General features: G+C 59.0%; 15 protein-coding genes. 13 read left to right on the top strand and 2 right to left on the bottom strand.

The features are described 5' to 3' along the window. Positions 1–27 precede the first annotated feature (27 nt). From BVL55_RS14360 to BVL55_RS14335, 6 genes are all read left to right on the top strand, one after another. On the top strand, positions 28–891 hold the full coding sequence (locus tag BVL55_RS14360; protein WP_075997475.1) for a DUF3108 domain-containing protein: 864 nt from the start codon (positions 28–30) through the stop codon (positions 889–891). A gap of 142 nt (positions 892–1033) precedes the next feature. Beyond that, on the top strand, positions 1034–4159 hold the full coding sequence (locus BVL55_RS14355) for a helicase-related protein (protein WP_075997474.1): 3126 nt from the start codon (positions 1034–1036) through the stop codon (positions 4157–4159). Then, complete coding sequence (locus BVL55_RS14350) at positions 4152–4577, top strand: RNA-binding S4 domain-containing protein (RefSeq protein ID WP_075997473.1); 426 nt, start codon at positions 4152–4154, stop codon at positions 4575–4577. The genes BVL55_RS14355 and BVL55_RS14350 overlap by 8 nt, the downstream gene beginning before the upstream one ends. A 152-nt stretch (positions 4578–4729) precedes the next feature. Next, positions 4730–5068 (top strand): ferredoxin FdxA, encoded by a 339-nt coding sequence (gene fdxA, locus BVL55_RS14345; protein WP_075998186.1) that lies wholly within the window; start codon positions 4730–4732, stop codon positions 5066–5068. 452 nt (positions 5069–5520) lie between these two features. Further along, complete coding sequence (locus BVL55_RS14340; protein WP_075997472.1) at positions 5521–6084, top strand: CarD family transcriptional regulator; 564 nt, start codon at positions 5521–5523, stop codon at positions 6082–6084. A gap of 156 nt (positions 6085–6240) precedes the next feature. Then, positions 6241–7116: an RNA polymerase factor sigma-32 gene (locus BVL55_RS14335; RefSeq protein WP_075997471.1), complete on the top strand. Its 876-nt coding sequence runs from the start codon at positions 6241–6243 to the stop codon at positions 7114–7116. Between the two features lie 27 nt (positions 7117–7143). On the opposite strand, the gene secA is transcribed toward BVL55_RS14335, so the two are convergent. Then, a complete protein-coding gene (gene secA / locus BVL55_RS14330) occupies positions 7144–9795 on the bottom strand; it encodes a preprotein translocase subunit SecA (protein ID WP_075997470.1) in 2652 nt (883 codons plus the stop codon). 244 nt (positions 9796–10039) lie between these two features. On the opposite strand from secA, the gene BVL55_RS14325 reads away from it, so the two are divergent. The 6 genes from BVL55_RS14325 (at position 10040) to BVL55_RS14300 (ending at position 14088) form a co-directional block, all read left to right on the top strand. Then, on the top strand, positions 10040–10900 hold the full coding sequence (locus BVL55_RS14325; protein ID WP_075997469.1) for a peptidylprolyl isomerase: 861 nt from the start codon (positions 10040–10042) through the stop codon (positions 10898–10900). A 108-nt stretch (positions 10901–11008) separates the two neighbouring features. Beyond that, positions 11009–12232 (top strand): bifunctional glutamate N-acetyltransferase/amino-acid acetyltransferase ArgJ, encoded by a 1224-nt coding sequence (gene argJ, locus BVL55_RS14320; protein ID WP_428977287.1) that lies wholly within the window; start codon positions 11009–11011, stop codon positions 12230–12232. Between the two features lie 52 nt (positions 12233–12284). Beyond that, positions 12285–13076 (top strand): GNAT family N-acetyltransferase, encoded by a 792-nt coding sequence (locus BVL55_RS14315; RefSeq protein ID WP_075998185.1) that lies wholly within the window; start codon positions 12285–12287, stop codon positions 13074–13076. Then, positions 13073–13471 carry a (deoxy)nucleoside triphosphate pyrophosphohydrolase gene (locus tag BVL55_RS14310; RefSeq protein ID WP_075997467.1) on the top strand — a complete coding sequence of 133 codons (399 nt, stop codon included), beginning with the start codon at positions 13073–13075 and terminating at the stop codon, positions 13469–13471. The genes BVL55_RS14315 and BVL55_RS14310 overlap by 4 nt, the downstream gene beginning before the upstream one ends. 85 nt (positions 13472–13556) lie before the next feature. Continuing rightward, the gene (locus tag BVL55_RS14305; RefSeq protein WP_075997466.1) at positions 13557–13808 is read left to right on the top strand and encodes a hypothetical protein; all 252 of its coding nucleotides are present in this window, start codon (positions 13557–13559) and stop codon (positions 13806–13808) included. A gap of 109 nt (positions 13809–13917) precedes the next feature. Next, positions 13918–14088, top strand: a complete 171-nt coding sequence (locus tag BVL55_RS14300) for a Flp family type IVb pilin (protein WP_075997465.1) — start codon at positions 13918–13920, stop codon at positions 14086–14088. Between the two features lie 21 nt (positions 14089–14109). Here the strand turns inward: BVL55_RS14300 and BVL55_RS14295 are convergent, their stop codons facing one another. Beyond that, positions 14110–14958: a methyltransferase domain-containing protein gene (locus BVL55_RS14295; RefSeq protein ID WP_156892562.1), complete on the bottom strand. Its 849-nt coding sequence runs from the start codon at positions 14956–14958 to the stop codon at positions 14110–14112. A 102-nt stretch (positions 14959–15060) separates the two neighbouring features. Here BVL55_RS14295 and BVL55_RS14290 point away from each other — a divergent pair, with 102 nt between their 5' ends. Beyond that, positions 15061–15828 (top strand): ComF family protein, encoded by a 768-nt coding sequence (locus BVL55_RS14290; protein WP_075997463.1) that lies wholly within the window; start codon positions 15061–15063, stop codon positions 15826–15828. Positions 15829–15852: the final 24 nt, after the last annotated feature.

Genomic DNA, 15852 nt, shown 5'->3' with positions numbered 1-15852 from the left:
GATGGTGCCACATACGGATCAAACGCGATGAAACACCGCTTTAGTGTCATGGCCCTGCTGGGGGCTGTTTTTCTTGCTCCTGCGCCCGCCGGCCCCGCACACGCACAGGAAGCGCCTGTAGTGAAGACCTCACTTTCCCAGGATCAGCGCCATGAAACCAAATTCAGGGTAAAATTCGGCTCGGTAACGGTGGGCAAGGTCACCTTTGGCGTTGCCATGAATGGTGACAATTACACCTTCACCGGCAATGGCCGCACCCAGGGGCTGGCCGACTGGTTTGCACCCGGCAAAGCCGTGATCAAGAGCGAGGGCAAGGTGGCCGGCGACCGTCACAATGCGGCCAGTCACTATCTTTCGGTAACGGAGAACAAGAAGACTGCCGTGCTGAAGATGGCTTTTACGGGCGGCAAGGTGAGCGATGTCTATCTGAAACCTGACAAGCGCAAGAAAAAGAAAGCGCCAAAATACATTCTTATCAAGCCGGACGACCTGGTGAACGTGATCGATCCGGCAAGCACGATGGTGGTGCCCGTGCCGTTCGAAAAAGCCAAGGACCCCAAGGCGGTCTGCAATCACCGTTTTCGTGTCTATGACGGTGATACACGTTTTGACATCAAGCTCAGCTACAAACGCAACAAGGCCATCAAGACCCAGGGCTATGATGGCCATGCCTATGTCTGCAAGCTGAAATACATTCCTGTTGCCGGTCACAAGAAGAAGCACAAGAGCACCCGGCGGATGGCGAAAAACAACGACATGGAAATCTGGCTGGCGCCAATCAGCGGCGGCACGGACAAGCAGAGCATCTTCACGCCGATCCGCATTCTCGTGCCGACCTGGATTGGCACGTTTTCCGCAGAGCCGGACTATTTCGGGCCGGCACGCTCTTAGAAACAGATACCAGGACACGCTCTAGGGTTGCCGGGGCCTAAATCCGGGTGGCGCAAGCAAGCGGTCTTTCCTATATGCTGGAAGCAGCTGCTGTTTTTGGCGGCGCCCTGCGATCCGAAACTCCCGTGCCGGCCCTTCAGCGATGAACTTTCCACCCTCCACCAATCTTCCGGCCAGCGGGGCGCGGTCAGGCTTGCAGGGCGGGAGCGGGCGCGGCGTTACCGCGATCCTGGGCCCGACCAATACGGGGAAGACCCATCTGGCCATCGAGCGGATGGCGGCACATTCGAGCGGGCTGATCGGCCTGCCCCTGCGCTTGCTGGCGCGCGAAGTTTATCAGCGCCTTTGTGAAAAGGTCGGGGTGGCGAGCGTTGCGCTGATCACCGGAGAAGAAAAGATCGTGCCGCCCAGGGCGCGCTATCAGGTCTGCACGGTGGAAGCGATGCCGTCACAGGCCGATGTCGCTTTTGTTGCCATCGACGAGGTGCAACTCGCAGCCGATTTCGAACGCGGCCATATTTTTACCGACCGGCTGCTGAACTTGCGCGGGCGGGAGGAAACGCTGCTGCTCGGAGCGGAGACCATGGCCGGAGTGCTGCGGCATCTGCTGCCGGGCATCGAGATCGTTTCAAGGCCGCGCATGTCGGTCCTGACCTATGCCGGATCGAAAAAGATCACACGGCTTCAGACAAGAAGCGCCATCGTCGCCTTTTCCGCCGGTGAGGTTTACGCCATCGCCGAACTGGTACGCCGCCAGCGCGGCGGCGCGGCAGTGGTGATGGGTTCGCTGAGCCCGCGCACCCGCAATGCCCAGGTCGAGCTTTATCAGGCGGGGGATGCCGACTTTCTGGTGGCAACCGATGCCATCGGCATGGGGCTTAATCTCGACGTCAGGCATGTTGCCTTTGCACAGGACCGGAAATTCGATGGCCGCCAGTACCGGCGGCTGACGGCTGGCGAACTGGGCCAGATTGCAGGCCGGGCAGGGCGGCACATGCGGGACGGCACTTTCGGAGTGACCGGCCAGGTGCCGCCGCTTGAGGGGGAACTGGCCGGACAATTGGAAAGCCACGCCTTCGAACCGGTCAAGGTGTTGAACTGGCGCAACCGGGATCTTGATTTTTCAAGCATCGGCACATTGCGGCAAAGCCTGGAGATGCCATCCGGCAACCGGCTGTTGATGAAGGCGCTGCCGGTATCCGACCTGGTGGCGCTGGAGACGCTGTCGCGTGAGCGGTGGGTGCATGGCGCCTGCACATCGGCAGAGGTTGTGCGGCTGCTTTGGGACGTGTGCTGTGTTCCCGATTACCGCAAGATTTCGCCGGCTTCTCATGGTGAGCTGCTGTTGCGCATTTTCAGACAGATCAGCGAGCGCGGAAAAATCGACACGGACTGGTTTTCAGCACAGATCAAACAGGCCAACCGGCGCGATGGCGGTATCGATGCCCTGTCGGCCCGGATCGCGCAGATCAGGACCTGGACGTATCTCTCCCACCGCGAGGAATGGCTTGATGACGCACCATACTGGCAGGAGACCGCACGCCAGGTGGAAGACAGCCTGTCCTACGCTTTGCATGAAGCCTTGACGAAACGCTTTATTGATCGCAGGACAAGCCAACTGATGAGGAAACTGCGGGACAACGCCTCAATGGAAGCGGAAATCAAGCCTGATGGCGCAGTGCAAGTGGAAGGCCATCATGTGGGCAAGCTCGCCGGGTTCCGGTTTACGCCGGATACGGCCGGCCAGAGCCCCGAAGCCAAGGCAGCCAATGCGGCGGCATCCAAGGCCCTGACGGGAGAGATGGAAAAACGGGCCAACCGGCTCAACGCATCGCCCAACACCGATTTTGCACTGGACAGCGACGGCATGCTGCGCTGGCAGGGCGAGCCGGTGGGCAAGCTTGTTGCAGGCGAAGATTACCTGCATCCGCGGATCGTGCTGCTTGCCGATGAACAGTTGACCGGCACGGCCCGCGATCAGGTTGTGCAGCGGCTGGATCGCTGGATTGCCAACCATACGGCAAATGTTCTCAAGCCACTGGTGGAGATGAGCAGCGACCAGACGCTGGAAGGGCTGGCGCGGGGCACCGCATTCCGCCTGGTGGAGAACTACGGCAACATCCAGCGGCGTGAGATCGCGTCCGATGTGCAAAACCTTTCCCAGGACATGCGCGCCGGACTGCGCCGGCACGGGGTGCGTTTCGGGGCCTATACCATCTACGTCCCGGCCCTTCTGAAACCGGCACCGGCCGAGTTGCTGTGCCTGCTTTGGGCGGTAAAAAATGACCGTCTGGATGCACCCGGCCGTGCGGAAGTGCTGCAGGTGCTGGCCTCCGGGCGGACATCGGCGGTGCATGAAGCTTCCTACGAGGACGAGGTTTACCGGATCTGCGGCTATCGCATACTGGGAGCCAAGGCCGTGCGCATCGATATTCTCGAGCGGCTGGCCGATCTCATTCGTCCGGCGCTGTACTATAAGGCGCAGGACGGCGCTGCGAAGCCGGAAGGGGCGATCGACGGGCGCAGTTTTTATGTAACGCCGGCCATGCTTTCCATTCTGGGCGCCACCCATGAAGACATGGAACTGGTGTTGAAGGGGCTTGGCTATCGCGGCGAGCCAAAACTTGAAAGCGATGTGAAGCCGCCAGAGCCGGTTGCAGAACAGGGCGCTGCTGACGCTGCTGCTGCAGATGGTGCTGCGCCGGAAACAGAAAATGCGGTGGCTGGTGAAGCTGGTGATGTTGCCACGCCGCAGGTGGCGAGTGAAGGGGCGGGGCCTTCCAGTGAAACGGTAACGCTGTCGGGAGAACCGCAGGCGGAAGCTGCGGCGAACAATGGATCGGAAGCGGCTTCGCCAGCGCTGGTGGAACGTACTGAAACAGATGCGGAAGCCAAAGATCAGCCAGAAGAAGGTGTTGCCGCCGATGCTGCCGCAGATGGTGCAAGCGATGGCGGGCAGCCCGATGCCTCCGGCGAAGCCGATGAAGGCCCCAAGACGATCCTTGTCTGGCGGCCGGCGCCGCGCAAAACCGGGGGCAAGCCGCGCCGTGCGACCGGTCAGGATCAGGGAAAACGCCAGGATGGTGGCGAGAACCGGGGCCCACGCAAGGGCAAAGGCAAACATGCCAAACCCGGCGGCAAGGGAAGAAAACCGGCCGGCGGCCAGCGCATGCAAAGCGGCCCGAAAAAAAACCGTGATGCGATCGATCCCGATTCTCCGTTTGCCAAGCTTGCCGCGTTGAAGGAAGATCTGAAGAAGGGTGAGTGAGCAGCGGCCACAATCCCCCAAGGCGGGCAAAATCCGCCTCGACAAGTGGCTTTGGCATGCCCGGCAGGCAAAAAGCCGGTCGCTGGCGCAGAAACTGATCCAGTCCGGACGGGTGAGAATCAACGGCCAGCGCATCGCAAACAACGCCTTTCCCGTCGGTCCGGGCGATACGGTTACACTCGCAGTACATGGCGGCACACACCATGCCGATGTGAGATTGCTGGAGATCGTTGCCTGCGGAGAACGGCGCGGGCCCCATTCGGAGGCCGCCATGTTGTATGTGGACCGCTCGCCACGCCCGGAAAACGGCCCGGATGGAGAGAAAGTGGCTTCTGCTTCAGGCATGCTGCGGGAAAAGCGGCCCGATGCCCGCGAACGCAGACTTGCCCGCAAGCTTGCCGGAAAGGACGGCTTTTAAGGCTGCCAAACAGCCGTGCAGAAGGCTTTTCGGGACTGTGAAAAAATGCCGCTTCCGGTGTTCTCCCGAACCCCTTGAACCGGCATGGCAAAGCCTGTAGTCACGGCAAGGTCGCTATTGATCCAGCAGTAATCCGTTCCCCCGGTGTCATCATGACTTACATCGTCAACGACAAGTGCATCAAATGCAAATACATGGATTGCGTCGAAGTATGTCCGGTCGACTGCTTCTACGAAGGCGAGAACATGCTCGTCATCCATCCCGATGAATGCATCGATTGCGGGGTTTGCGAACCGGAATGCCCTGCCGAAGCCATTTTGCCGGATACCGAGCCGGGGCTGGACAAGTGGCTGCAGCTCAATGCCGAATATGCCGAAAAGTGGCCCAATATCACCATCAAGCGGGAATCCCCGGAAGATGCCAAGGAATTTGACGGCGTTGAAGGCAAATTCGAAAAGTACTTTTCGCCCGAGCCGGGCCAGGGCGACTGAATTCCTGCCCGCAGGTTAAACTGCCCTGAGACATTGTCAGCGTTAAGCATAACGTGCGGAGTTTGCCCTTCCAGCCATGCCGCAAGTGCGAAATCGTTGATTTTTGGCGTTTTTTGTGTTAGGAACTTGTTAACAGTCGAAATTCGCAACAAAGGCCTGCATCTTTCTGTAGCAATAAGCCCCGGAAAGGTGTGATCTTTCTTGTCACAAAAACAAGGCATTTACCTGAGCGCATCCGATCAAGGGGACCATTATTGCTTTTGGCAATCGGCTCTTGCCTTTCGGCATGCACCAAAGGGATTTTCTTTCGTGCCTCAATCAAACGGCTGTTGAAATCAGGTTGCTGCCGGCGTTCGGCGGTTGGCAGCATCTGAAATCCGTTTGGCCGGATTTTTTTCGTCCGGTCACAAAAGCCCGCGCTCTGAACGGGTTAATGAGGGAGTAAGTGTAGAATGGCTACCGCCAAGAAAGCCACCCAGCGTCAAGGTTTCCGTGTCAACGAATACATCGTCTATCCCGCTCACGGGGTCGGTCAGATTTCGTCGATCGAGGAACAGGAAGTAGCAGGCCACAAGCTGGAACTGTTTGTCATCAGCTTTCTGCAGGACAAGTTGATCCTGCGGGTTCCTGTTGCCAAGGCATCTTCTGCCGGCATGCGGAAACTTGCAGAGCCTTCCCTGGTGGAAAAGGCGCTGAAAACCGTGCAAGGCAGGGCGCGCATCAAGCGCACCATGTGGAGCCGGCGGGCGCAGGAATATGAGGCAAAGATCAACTCCGGCGACCTGATCCAGATTTCCGAGGTTGTGCGAGATCTGTTCCGTTCCGACAATCAGCCGGAGCAGTCCTACAGCGAACGCCAGCTCTATGAGGCAGCTCTTGACCGCATGGCGCGTGAGATTTCCTCCGTCAACAAGATTTCCACCACCGAAGCAGTGGTTCTGATCGAAAAGAACCTCGCCAAAGGACCGCGCCGCGGTGCGGCTGCCAATGACGAGTCGGAAGAAAAAGCCGCCTGATACCGTCAAAATTCCGAAATTCAAGAAAGCCCGGAAACCATTCCGGGCTTTTTTTCGTATTGCCCATGGAAGCGCGTTTCAGATCGAAACGGGCATGCCCGCCGAACCGGCTGTGCCAATCTGTGATGGCTGCCTTGCCGGCGGGGGAGGAAGGCAATGGCTTATCAGGAGTATCCCAGCAAGCAGATTCTCAAGGCGGCATCGGATGCGCCCTATCTGGAACGTTCACAAGAGCTCGATCTTGTCAGGCGCTGGATAAACAGGCGCGACCAGCAGGCCCTGCACGCCCTGACCCTGGCACATATGCGCCTGGTGCTTTCACTGGCCTTCAAGTTTCGCCGTTATGGCCTGCCGCTGGCCGACCTCATTCAGGAAGGTCATATCGGCCTGCTGGAGGCAGCGGCACGCTTTGACCCGCAGCGCGAGGTGCGCTTTGCGACCTATGCCACCTGGTGGGTCAGGGCGGCGATGCAGGACCATATCCTGAGGAACTGGTCGATCGTGCGTGGCGGTACCAGTTCCAAACAGAAGGCCCTGTTTTTCAACCTGCGGAAACTGCGTGCCCGAATTGCGGCCAATGGCAGTGCGTCCGATGGCCGGCAGACCTATGAGGAAATCGCCCGCGCGCTGAAGGTTTCCGTCAAGGACGTTGCGCAGATGGACGCGCGCTTTTCCGGCGCGGACCTGTCCCTTGATGCGCCGATGAGGGATGATGACGGAGGCGGGTCGACGCCGCGGATCGAGGGGCTGGTGTCGGAGGAAGTAACGCCGGATGAAGCCGCTCAGCGGTCAATCGATGACGAGCGGCATCACGGATGGCTCAACGATGCAATGGCGATGCTGAATGCCCGCGAGCGGCAAATCATCAAGGCACGGCGGCTGCGTGAAAACGGCGCCACCCTGGAAGAACTTGGCCAGGAGTTCGGCATTTCGAAAGAACGGGTTCGGCAGATCGAGGCCCGCGCGCTTGGCAAGCTTCGCGAACAGCTGGTTTTGCTCGATCCGGAATTTTCCACCTATGGGCGGGCCTGATCCAAGCGCGCATGAGCGTCGGGAGCCTTAGACGTATTTACCGTGGCAGTGCTTGAACTTCTTGCCAGAACCGCAGGGACATGGCGCGTTGCGGCCGGTTTTCAGCCATTCATCCGGTAATTCTTCAGGGTCGACGCCGCCCTCTGGAGAAAAGCCTGCAGCGGCAGCGGCGGCAGGCTGCGGCCGATCTTCCGGCGGCGCAAGTTCGACCCGGGAAAGCTGGGCGCAGACGGCCTGGCGCAGATTGACCAGCATGGCCTGGAACAGTTCGAAGCTCTCACCCTTGTATTCCTGCAGCGGATCACGCTGGCCGTAGCCGCGAAAGCCCACTACCGAGCGCAGATGATCGAGATTGACCAGATGCTCGCGCCAGAGATGGTCGATGGTCTGCAGCACGACTGATTTTTCGACGTATTTGGAGATTTCCGGCCCGAAACGCTGTTTCTTGTCTTCATAGGCCTTTTCGGCGGCCTCGGTGATGCGATCGATGATGTCTTCCTCGTCGATGCCCTCTTCCCCGGCCCATTCGTCAACCGGCAGATCGAGGGCGAAGTAGGCATTGACGCCTTCCTTGAGTTCCTTTGTCTCCCACTGCTCCGGATAGGCCCGCTCAGGAATGTGGCGGGCAACGAGATCATCGATAACCTCGTTGCGCATGTCGGCAATGGTATCGGAAATATCCTCCGACTGCATCAATTCGATGCGTTGTTCGAAGATCACCTTGCGCTGGTCGTTCATCACGTCGTCGAACTTCAGCAGGTTCTTGCGGATGTCGAAGTTGCGCGCTTCCACCTTTTGCTGGGCTTTTTCCAGTGCCTTGTTGATCCAGGGATGGATAATCGCTTCGTCTTCCTTCAGCCCCAGCTTGCGCAGCATGCCGTCCATGCGGTCGGAGCCGAAGATGCGCATCAAATCATCCTGCAGCGACAGGAAGAACTTGGAACTGCCTGGATCGCCCTGGCGGCCCGACCGGCCCCGCAACTGGTTGTCGATCCTGCGGCTTTCGTGGCGTTCGGTGCCGATGACGTAGAGGCCGCCGGCGGCTTTTGCCTGTTCCTTGAGCGCCGCCACTTCATCGCGGATCGCCTTTTCCTTCTTGTCGCGCGCCTTGCCTTCGGCCATGTCGGCGAGCTCGTGCTCGAGCCGCATGTCAATATTGCCGCCGAGCTGGATGTCCGTGCCGCGGCCGGCCATGTTGGTTGCAATGGTGATGGCGCCGGGAACGCCGGCCTGTGAAATGATATAGGCTTCCTGCTCATGATAGCGGGCATTGAGGACCTGGAAGTCCTTGATGCCGCCCTGGCGCAGTTGCTCGGCCAAAAGTTCCGATTTTTCGATCGAGGTGGTGCCGACAAGCACCGGCTGGCCGCGCTCGCGGCAGTCCTTGATGAGATGGATGATCGCCCGGTATTTCTCCTCGACCGTCCGGTAGACCTCATCGTCCTCATCCATCCGGGCAACCGGCAGGTTGGTGGGCACATCAACCACCTGAAGGCCATAAATATCGGCGAACTCCTCGGCTTCCGTCATGGCGGTGCCGGTCATGCCGGCAAGCTTGTCATACAGGCGGAAATAGTTCTGGAACGTGATGGAGGCGAGCGTCTGGTTTTCAGGCTGGATGGTCACGCCTTCCTTGGCCTCCAGCGCCTGATGCTGGCCCTCCGAATAGCGGCGCCCCGGCATCATGCGGCCGGTGAACTCGTCGATGATGACAACCTCATCATTGCGCACGATGTAGTCGCGGTCCTTCTGGAACAGCTTGTGTGCCTTCAGCGCGTTGTTCACGTGGTGGACGATGGCAACGTTTTCGATATCGTAGAGGGATTCGCCCTTCAGATGCCCGGCTTCCCTCAGCAGGCCTTCCAGCTTTTCCGTGCCGTCCTCGGTGAAGTTGGCCGACTTCTGTTTTTCATCGATTTCGTAATCGGCCTGGTCAAGCATGGGGATGAACTTGTCGACGGTGACATAGAGTTCGGAACGGTCGTCGAGCGGGCCGGAGATGATCAGCGGAGTACGGGCCTCATCGATCAGAATGGAGTCGACCTCATCGACGATGGCGTAGTTGTGGCCACGCTGCACCATGCTTTCCAGATCGAACTTCATGTTGTCGCGCAGATAGTCGAAGCCGAATTCGTTGTTGGTGCCGTAGGTCACGTCGCAGGCATAGGCGGCGCGGCGTTCATCGTCGTTGAGGCCGTGGACAATGACGCCGGTGGAAAGGCCGAGCCACTCATAGAGCTTGCCCATCCATTCGGCATCGCGCTTGGCCAGATAATCGTTGACGGTGACCACATGGACGCCATTGCCTGCAAGCGCGTTGAGATAGACGGCAAGGGTTGCCACCAGCGTCTTTCCCTCACCGGTGCGCATCTCGGAAATGCCGCCATCATGCAGGATCATCGCGCCGATCAACTGCACGTCGAAGGGCCGCATGCCGAGGGATCGCTTCGCCGCCTCGCGGGCAACCGCGAAAGCTGGAACCAGAAGATCATCCAGCTTCGCGCCATTGGCGATTTGCTGGCGGAACTCGTCGGTTTTGGCTTTCAGGTCTTTGTCGGAAAGCGCGGAGATTTCTTCCTCAAGCGCGTTGATCGCCTCCACCTTCGGTAACAACATCTTGACCTGGCGTTCGTTGGCCGAACCGAAAATCTTCTTTGCGATACCAGAGAACATGCCCATTGCGGGATCCTTAGCTGTGTTGCGCCATCGGCAGGCCGGCACGGAAACCGGCAGTGACAGGCGTCAGACCCAAGCCATTGTAAAACTGAGTGAATTTGCCCGGTCTTTGAATATGCGTGTTTCCATCATTTGAAACATGAAAAATGACGGGGCCGGTGGACGGCGGCCAAAGCGACAGATAAGAGTGGAGTAGGTCTATGTCAACGCCGGGAGCCAAGCGGAATCCGGCCCGAAAGGAAGCGGAATGATCAAGGGAATGAGGCTGCCGGCAGCAATTGTGATGGCTGCAATGCTGGGCAGTGGGCTGGGCGCTGGCAGCGCTGCAGCCGAAGGCAAGGTGGTTGCCAAAGTCGGCGAGATGAAAATCACCACCCAGGAACTTGCCTTTGCGGAGTCTGAACTGAGCCGCGAATTTGCCCAGGTTCCCGAAGACAAGCGCAAGGCTGCGATCCTGGCTGCCCTGATCGACATCAAACTGCTGGCCAACAAGGCGGCAGTCGAAGGGCTTGACGAAAAGGACAGCTTCAAGGCCCGCATGGCCTTCGTTCAATCGCGCAACCTGCACAATCTCTATTTTCAGGAGACGGTGGTTGCCGGTGTGAGCGACGAAGAGGTTCGCGAGCGCTTTGACAAGGAAATCGCGGCAACGGCACCGGAAACCGAAATCAAGGCACGGCACATTCTGGTGGCGAGCGAAGAAGAGGCAAATGCCGTCATTGCAGAACTTGCCCAGGGCAAGGATTTTGCCGAACTCGCCAAAGATAAGTCAACCGGCCCGTCGGGTGCCAATGGCGGCGATCTGGGATATTTCGGCAAGGGGCAGATGGTTCCCGAATTCGAGGAAGCCGCCTTCGGCCTCGACAATGGCAAGTTCACCACCACGCCGGTGAAGACCCAGTTCGGCTGGCATGTCATCTTGAAGGAAGAAGAGCGCGAAAAGCCGAAACCTCAGTTTGATCAGGTCAAGGACCAGATCCGGCAGGTGGTGTACCGGGAAAAGTATTTCGAGCTGGTCAAAAAGGCGCGCGAGGAAACCGATGTGGAAATCCTTGACGCTGATTTGAAGTCGGCGGTAGAGGCAACCACAGAAACGAAAGAACAGTAAGGTTCGGGCGGCATTGGGGAACCGGGCTCAATCCTTGACTCTTCCCGCTATTCCCTTGGTTTGCCGGACCGATTTGCAAACCGGATTGCATGAATGGGGACAAGCCCTATGAAGGTCTCGCCGCTTGCACCAAAAGGATATCCCGCCATGCCGGCAATCGAGGGGGTGCGGCTGGGCGCCGTTGAGGCGGGAATCAAATACAAAAATCGCGAAGATCTTGCGGTGATTGTTTTTGACCGCCCGGCAAGTGTGGCCGGGGTCTTTACCCGTTCAAAATGTCCTTCTGCGCCGGTCGACTGGTGCCGCAAACAGTTGCCGAAGGGCAGGGCGCGCGCCGTTGTCGTCAACTCCGGCAATGCCAATGCGTTTACCGGTATGAAGGGCGCAGATGCCGTCAAACAGACCGTAGCGGCCGCCTGCCAGGCATTCGGCTGCAAGGTATCGGAGGTATTTGCCGCTTCCACCGGCGTCATCGGTGAACCGCTTGATGCTTCCAGCTTTGAACAGCACCTAAAAAAAGCCGGCAGCAAGGCGGCGGCGGAAGGCTGGGAGGCAACCGCCCGAGCCATCATGACTACCGACACCTATCCGAAGATGGCGACACGAACCTTCGAGGTGGCCGGCAAATCCTACCGGCTCAACGGAATGGCCAAGGGATCGGGCATGATCCAGCCGGACATGGCGACCATGCTTTCCTTTCTGGTAACCGATTATCCGATGGAGAGCGGCCTGTTGCAGAAGCTGCTGGCGAAAGCCGTTGGCCCCAGCTTCAACTCGATCAGCGTCGACAGTGATACGTCGACAAGCGATACCGTCCTGCTGTTTTCCGCTCTGAATGGACGCGAGGGAGAGACGAATTCCAGGTCCGGCGGAGTTAATGTGTTTGCCAGGGCACTCAAACAGGTGTTGCACGAACTTGCGATGCTGGTGGTGCGCGACGGGGAAGGTGCCTCCAAGCACGTGGAAATCACCGTAAGCGGCGCCAGGAGTGCGGCATCGGCCCGCCGTATCGGACTTGCGATCGCCAATTCGCCGCTGGTCAAGACGGCAATTGCCGGCGAAGACGCCAATTGGGGCCGTATCGTCATGGCTGTTGGCAAGGCTGGCGAAGCCGCCGACAGGGACAGGCTGAAAATCTCCTTCGGTGGCTTGTGCGTTGCGCGCAAGGGCGTTCGGGCTCCCGATTACGAAGAGGAAAAAGCAACACAGATCATGAAACGGGATTTTATCGATATCGCGGTTGATGTTGGCGTCGGGCGCGGCTCGGCCACGGTTTGGACCTGCGATCTCACAGCAGACTATGTAGCCATCAATGCCGATTACCGGAGTTGAACCGGGAAGCAATCGGCATTCAGCTACGCAGCCGGGCGGTGCCGGAGGCGTCTTGAAATATCATCTTCCCAAAATCCGGTTGCTGGAGGCGGCAAGCTTCCGTTCGTTTCCCTCCACCACCACCCGCTACGATGGTACTTGGGCAATCCGCATGACCGCAGGCCATCCTGCAAAGCGGCTTAATTCCGTAAATCCCCTTGATCCCGATGACCGGCTCGATCTTGAAAACCGCGTTGCCCTTGCCGGAGAGCGGTTTCGCAGTTTCGGGCGGCCGCTGCTGTTTCGCCTGACGCCACTGGCGCCTGAGGTGCTGCGGAAAACGCTGCTGGAAAAGGGATGGCGCAGTTTTGAGGAAAGTCTGGTGATGATGGCCGATTTGACACCGCAAACGGCGGCCGGCGCTGAAGACCAGCTGCCGATGAAAGACATCGGGCGTTGGGTTGACGGGTATATTGAACTGTCGCAGGAAAGCTCTGCCTTAAAGCCCGGCCTTGCAGAAATCATCGGAGCGACCGAGCCGGAGACCGGCCTGTTCATGCGCCACCGGGACGATGACGGCAAGTTGGTCAGTGTGGTGCGCTGCGTGCGCGATCTGCGGCTTGCCGGAGTTTTCGATCTTGTCACCTGCAAGGCCGAGAGCCGCAAGGGCCATGCCCGCAAGGTTCTTTCCACAGCGCTGCGCTGGGCCCATCATCACGGCGCCCGGCAAGCCTGGCTGCAGGTCGTTGCCGACAACCGTCCGGCGCGCAAGCTGTATGAGCAGGCGGGGTTCAAGGAGGTTTACCGTTACAGCTACTGGAAGCCGCCGGTTGGGGAAGCGGGTGAGGCGGAGGCAGGTTCATGAAAACGCTGCTGGTGGTAGCATGCGCACTGATTGATGCCGACAACCGGGTGCTGATTACCCGGCGGCCAGAGGGAAAGGCCATGGCGGGGTTGTGGGAATTTCCCGGCGGCAAGGTTGAGAGGGACGAATTGCCGGAGGATGCCCTGCTGCGTGAATTGCAGGAAGAACTGGGCGTGACCACGTGGAAGTCGTGCCTGGCACCGCTGACCTTTGCCAGCCACGACTACGGGGATTTTCATCTCCTGATGCCGTTATATGTCTGCCGCAAATGGGAAGGACTGATGGCGGCGCGGGAAGGCCAGGCGTTGAAATGGGTCCGGCCCAACCGGCTGCGCGACTATCCCATGCCCCCTGCCGATGCACCGCTGATACCGGCGTTAATCGATCTTTTATAAAGTTGTGAAAAATTTAACCAAGCCGGCGCATGTGATCTTGCCGGCCAGTCTGCACGAAATCGTGTGTTTGAGAGGGGTTGCCACAATGAACAGGACGAAATTGTACAGCCGGCTTGCCAATCGGTTCTGGACCAATCACAGCGGCAACATCACGGTACAGTCCGCCTTGCTGTTTGGTGCCATTGCGCTTTCTCTTTCCGTGCTTGCCGCGCCATTGCTGAACAATGCTGCCAGCCGATATGCGGAAAACCGGGCGCTTGGCATTGATCGCGTGATGACGGGAAGCATTGAGAAATCAAAGACTTATACTGTACGTAAAAGTGTCCTCGACAAGTAAGGCAACCGTTTACCGGTTTCGCAAAGAAAAAGCGTTAAGCATGTTTGTTAAGAGGCAGGTTGGAAGTTCCCGGTAAGCTTCCTGACACCAAGTGGAGTCGAGATATACAATGTGGCGCTTTTTCAAGAACTTCCTCAAAAATGAAGATGCAGCGACCTCAATTGAGTATGCGCTGATCGGTGGCCTGATTTCGATTGCCATTGTCGGCGGCGCCACTGCGATCGGCACTTCCGTTGGCGAAGATTACAACGAGCTTGGCGACAAGTTCAATAACTTCTGATCGTTCCGTCCTGCAGCGCCTTTATTTCTTTTTCAGATAATCCTGCAGCCGATGGGTGGCAGAACCGGGCTTTGACGGCTGCTGCTGGTTCGCTGCGTGTTTCCACCCGGTTGCGAACGCCATTCTGGCGCTTGCCTGAATGCGGCCATCCGCCGTTCCGGCCAGTTTTCCATAGACATTTTCCAGGGTTGAAAGTGCCTTCTTTGGAAGCGCCGGAGAGCTGGTGCTTTGCAGGGATGCAGCGCCGGCTGCGCGAATATCGCCGAGCAGATGCTTCACATCGCGATAGCGGATGTCGCGTTCCTCCAGATCGCTGACCACCAGTTTGAAGCCGGCCTGCTGCAGCAGGTTGCCGATTTCGCTGGTGGCGCGAAAATGGTCGACACGGGCTGCCGCAGCCTCCCGCAGCGACAATTCCGTTTCGATCAGGGCTTGCCGCAACTCGGCGAGAAAACCGGCGGCCGGCAGAACGGCCATGAACAATCCGTCGGGAACAAGGGCATGATTGATCTGCAGCAGCATTGCCGCAGGATCGGCGACCCGCTGTAGATCGAAAACGGAGACAATGAGGTCGGCTGATTGCGGTTCCATCGGTAGAATTTCACCGGTTTTGCCCGGTTTGGGCCAGGCAACGTGCGAAAAGGTGCCGTCAATGGGCGCGCCAGCCTCGCAGACGATCCGCCCGATGTTTGCGGCGAAGGGGCCGTCAAACAGCAGAGCCGGTTTCTCGAACCGCCGGTTGATTGCTGCAAGGCGCTCGCCGACGATCCCTGCGGCCTCACCGTGCAGGAAATCTGCGCCGGGCATTGCGATGCGGGCGGCTCGCTCTGTCAATTGTTGCCGTCGGCGGGCGTACATTGTGCTGTCCATGTGCGGTCCATAATCGGTTTTGAGCGCCGAAGGAAGCCGATGGTGAGACAGCTTGCGGTCCGGCTGCTTGCCGGCCCCGGCTCTGCATGCTTCAATTGATGCATGATGTCAGCTACACGTCTTGCGGGAAGGGTCCTGTCCGGCCTTGCCAATGTGGCGGTGCCGCCGCAATGTCTGATCTGCGGCGCGCTTGCGGCGGAGGCCGGTGCCTGCTGTGCACAATGCTGGTGCAAGCTGCGCTTCATCGCCAAGCCGTATTGCGCGATTTCGGGCAAACCTTTCGAGTATGACGCTGGTGAGGGGGCCCTTTCGCCGGAAGTGCTGGCGGCACCGCCGCCCTATGAACGGGCACGGGCAGTGCTGATCTATGACGGCGCCAGCAAGGTACTGGTTACCCGCCTCAAATATGGTGACCGGCTCGATCTCGCCCCGTGGATGGCGCAATGGATGGTGCGGGCGGGCCGCGAATTGCTGGAGCCCGGCGTGGTGGTTGTGCCGGTGCCGCTACACGGAATGCGGCGTCTTGGCAGGCGCTACAATCAGTCTGCAGAGCTGGCACGGCATATTACCAGGGCATGCGGGCTGGACTATCGCCCCGAATTTCTGCAGCGTATTCGCAAGACCCGCCAGCAGGTCGGCCTGACCGCGAACCAGCGGGCGCGCAACGTGGCTGGTGCGTTCCGCGTTCCTGCCGCGCAAAAGGCCGGTGTTGCAGGCAGCAAGCTTGTTCTGATCGACGATGTATTTACCAGCGGTGCCACAGCAAGCGCTGCCTGCCGGGCGCTCAAACGGGCGGGCGCTGCACGGGTTGACGTTCTTACCTTTGCAAGAGTTGAACCGACAGCAATCGAAGCTCTATATACCGTGTAAGCCCCGATCCTCCTGTTACCGGAA

Origin of the sequence: Salaquimonas pukyongi (genome assembly GCF_001953055.1) — a bacterium.
In the GTDB taxonomy this organism is placed as follows: domain Bacteria; phylum Pseudomonadota; class Alphaproteobacteria; order Rhizobiales; family Rhizobiaceae; genus Salaquimonas; species Salaquimonas pukyongi.
The sequence above is the reverse complement of the archived record's forward strand: the minus strand, read 5'-3'. Positions and strand labels throughout refer to the sequence as shown.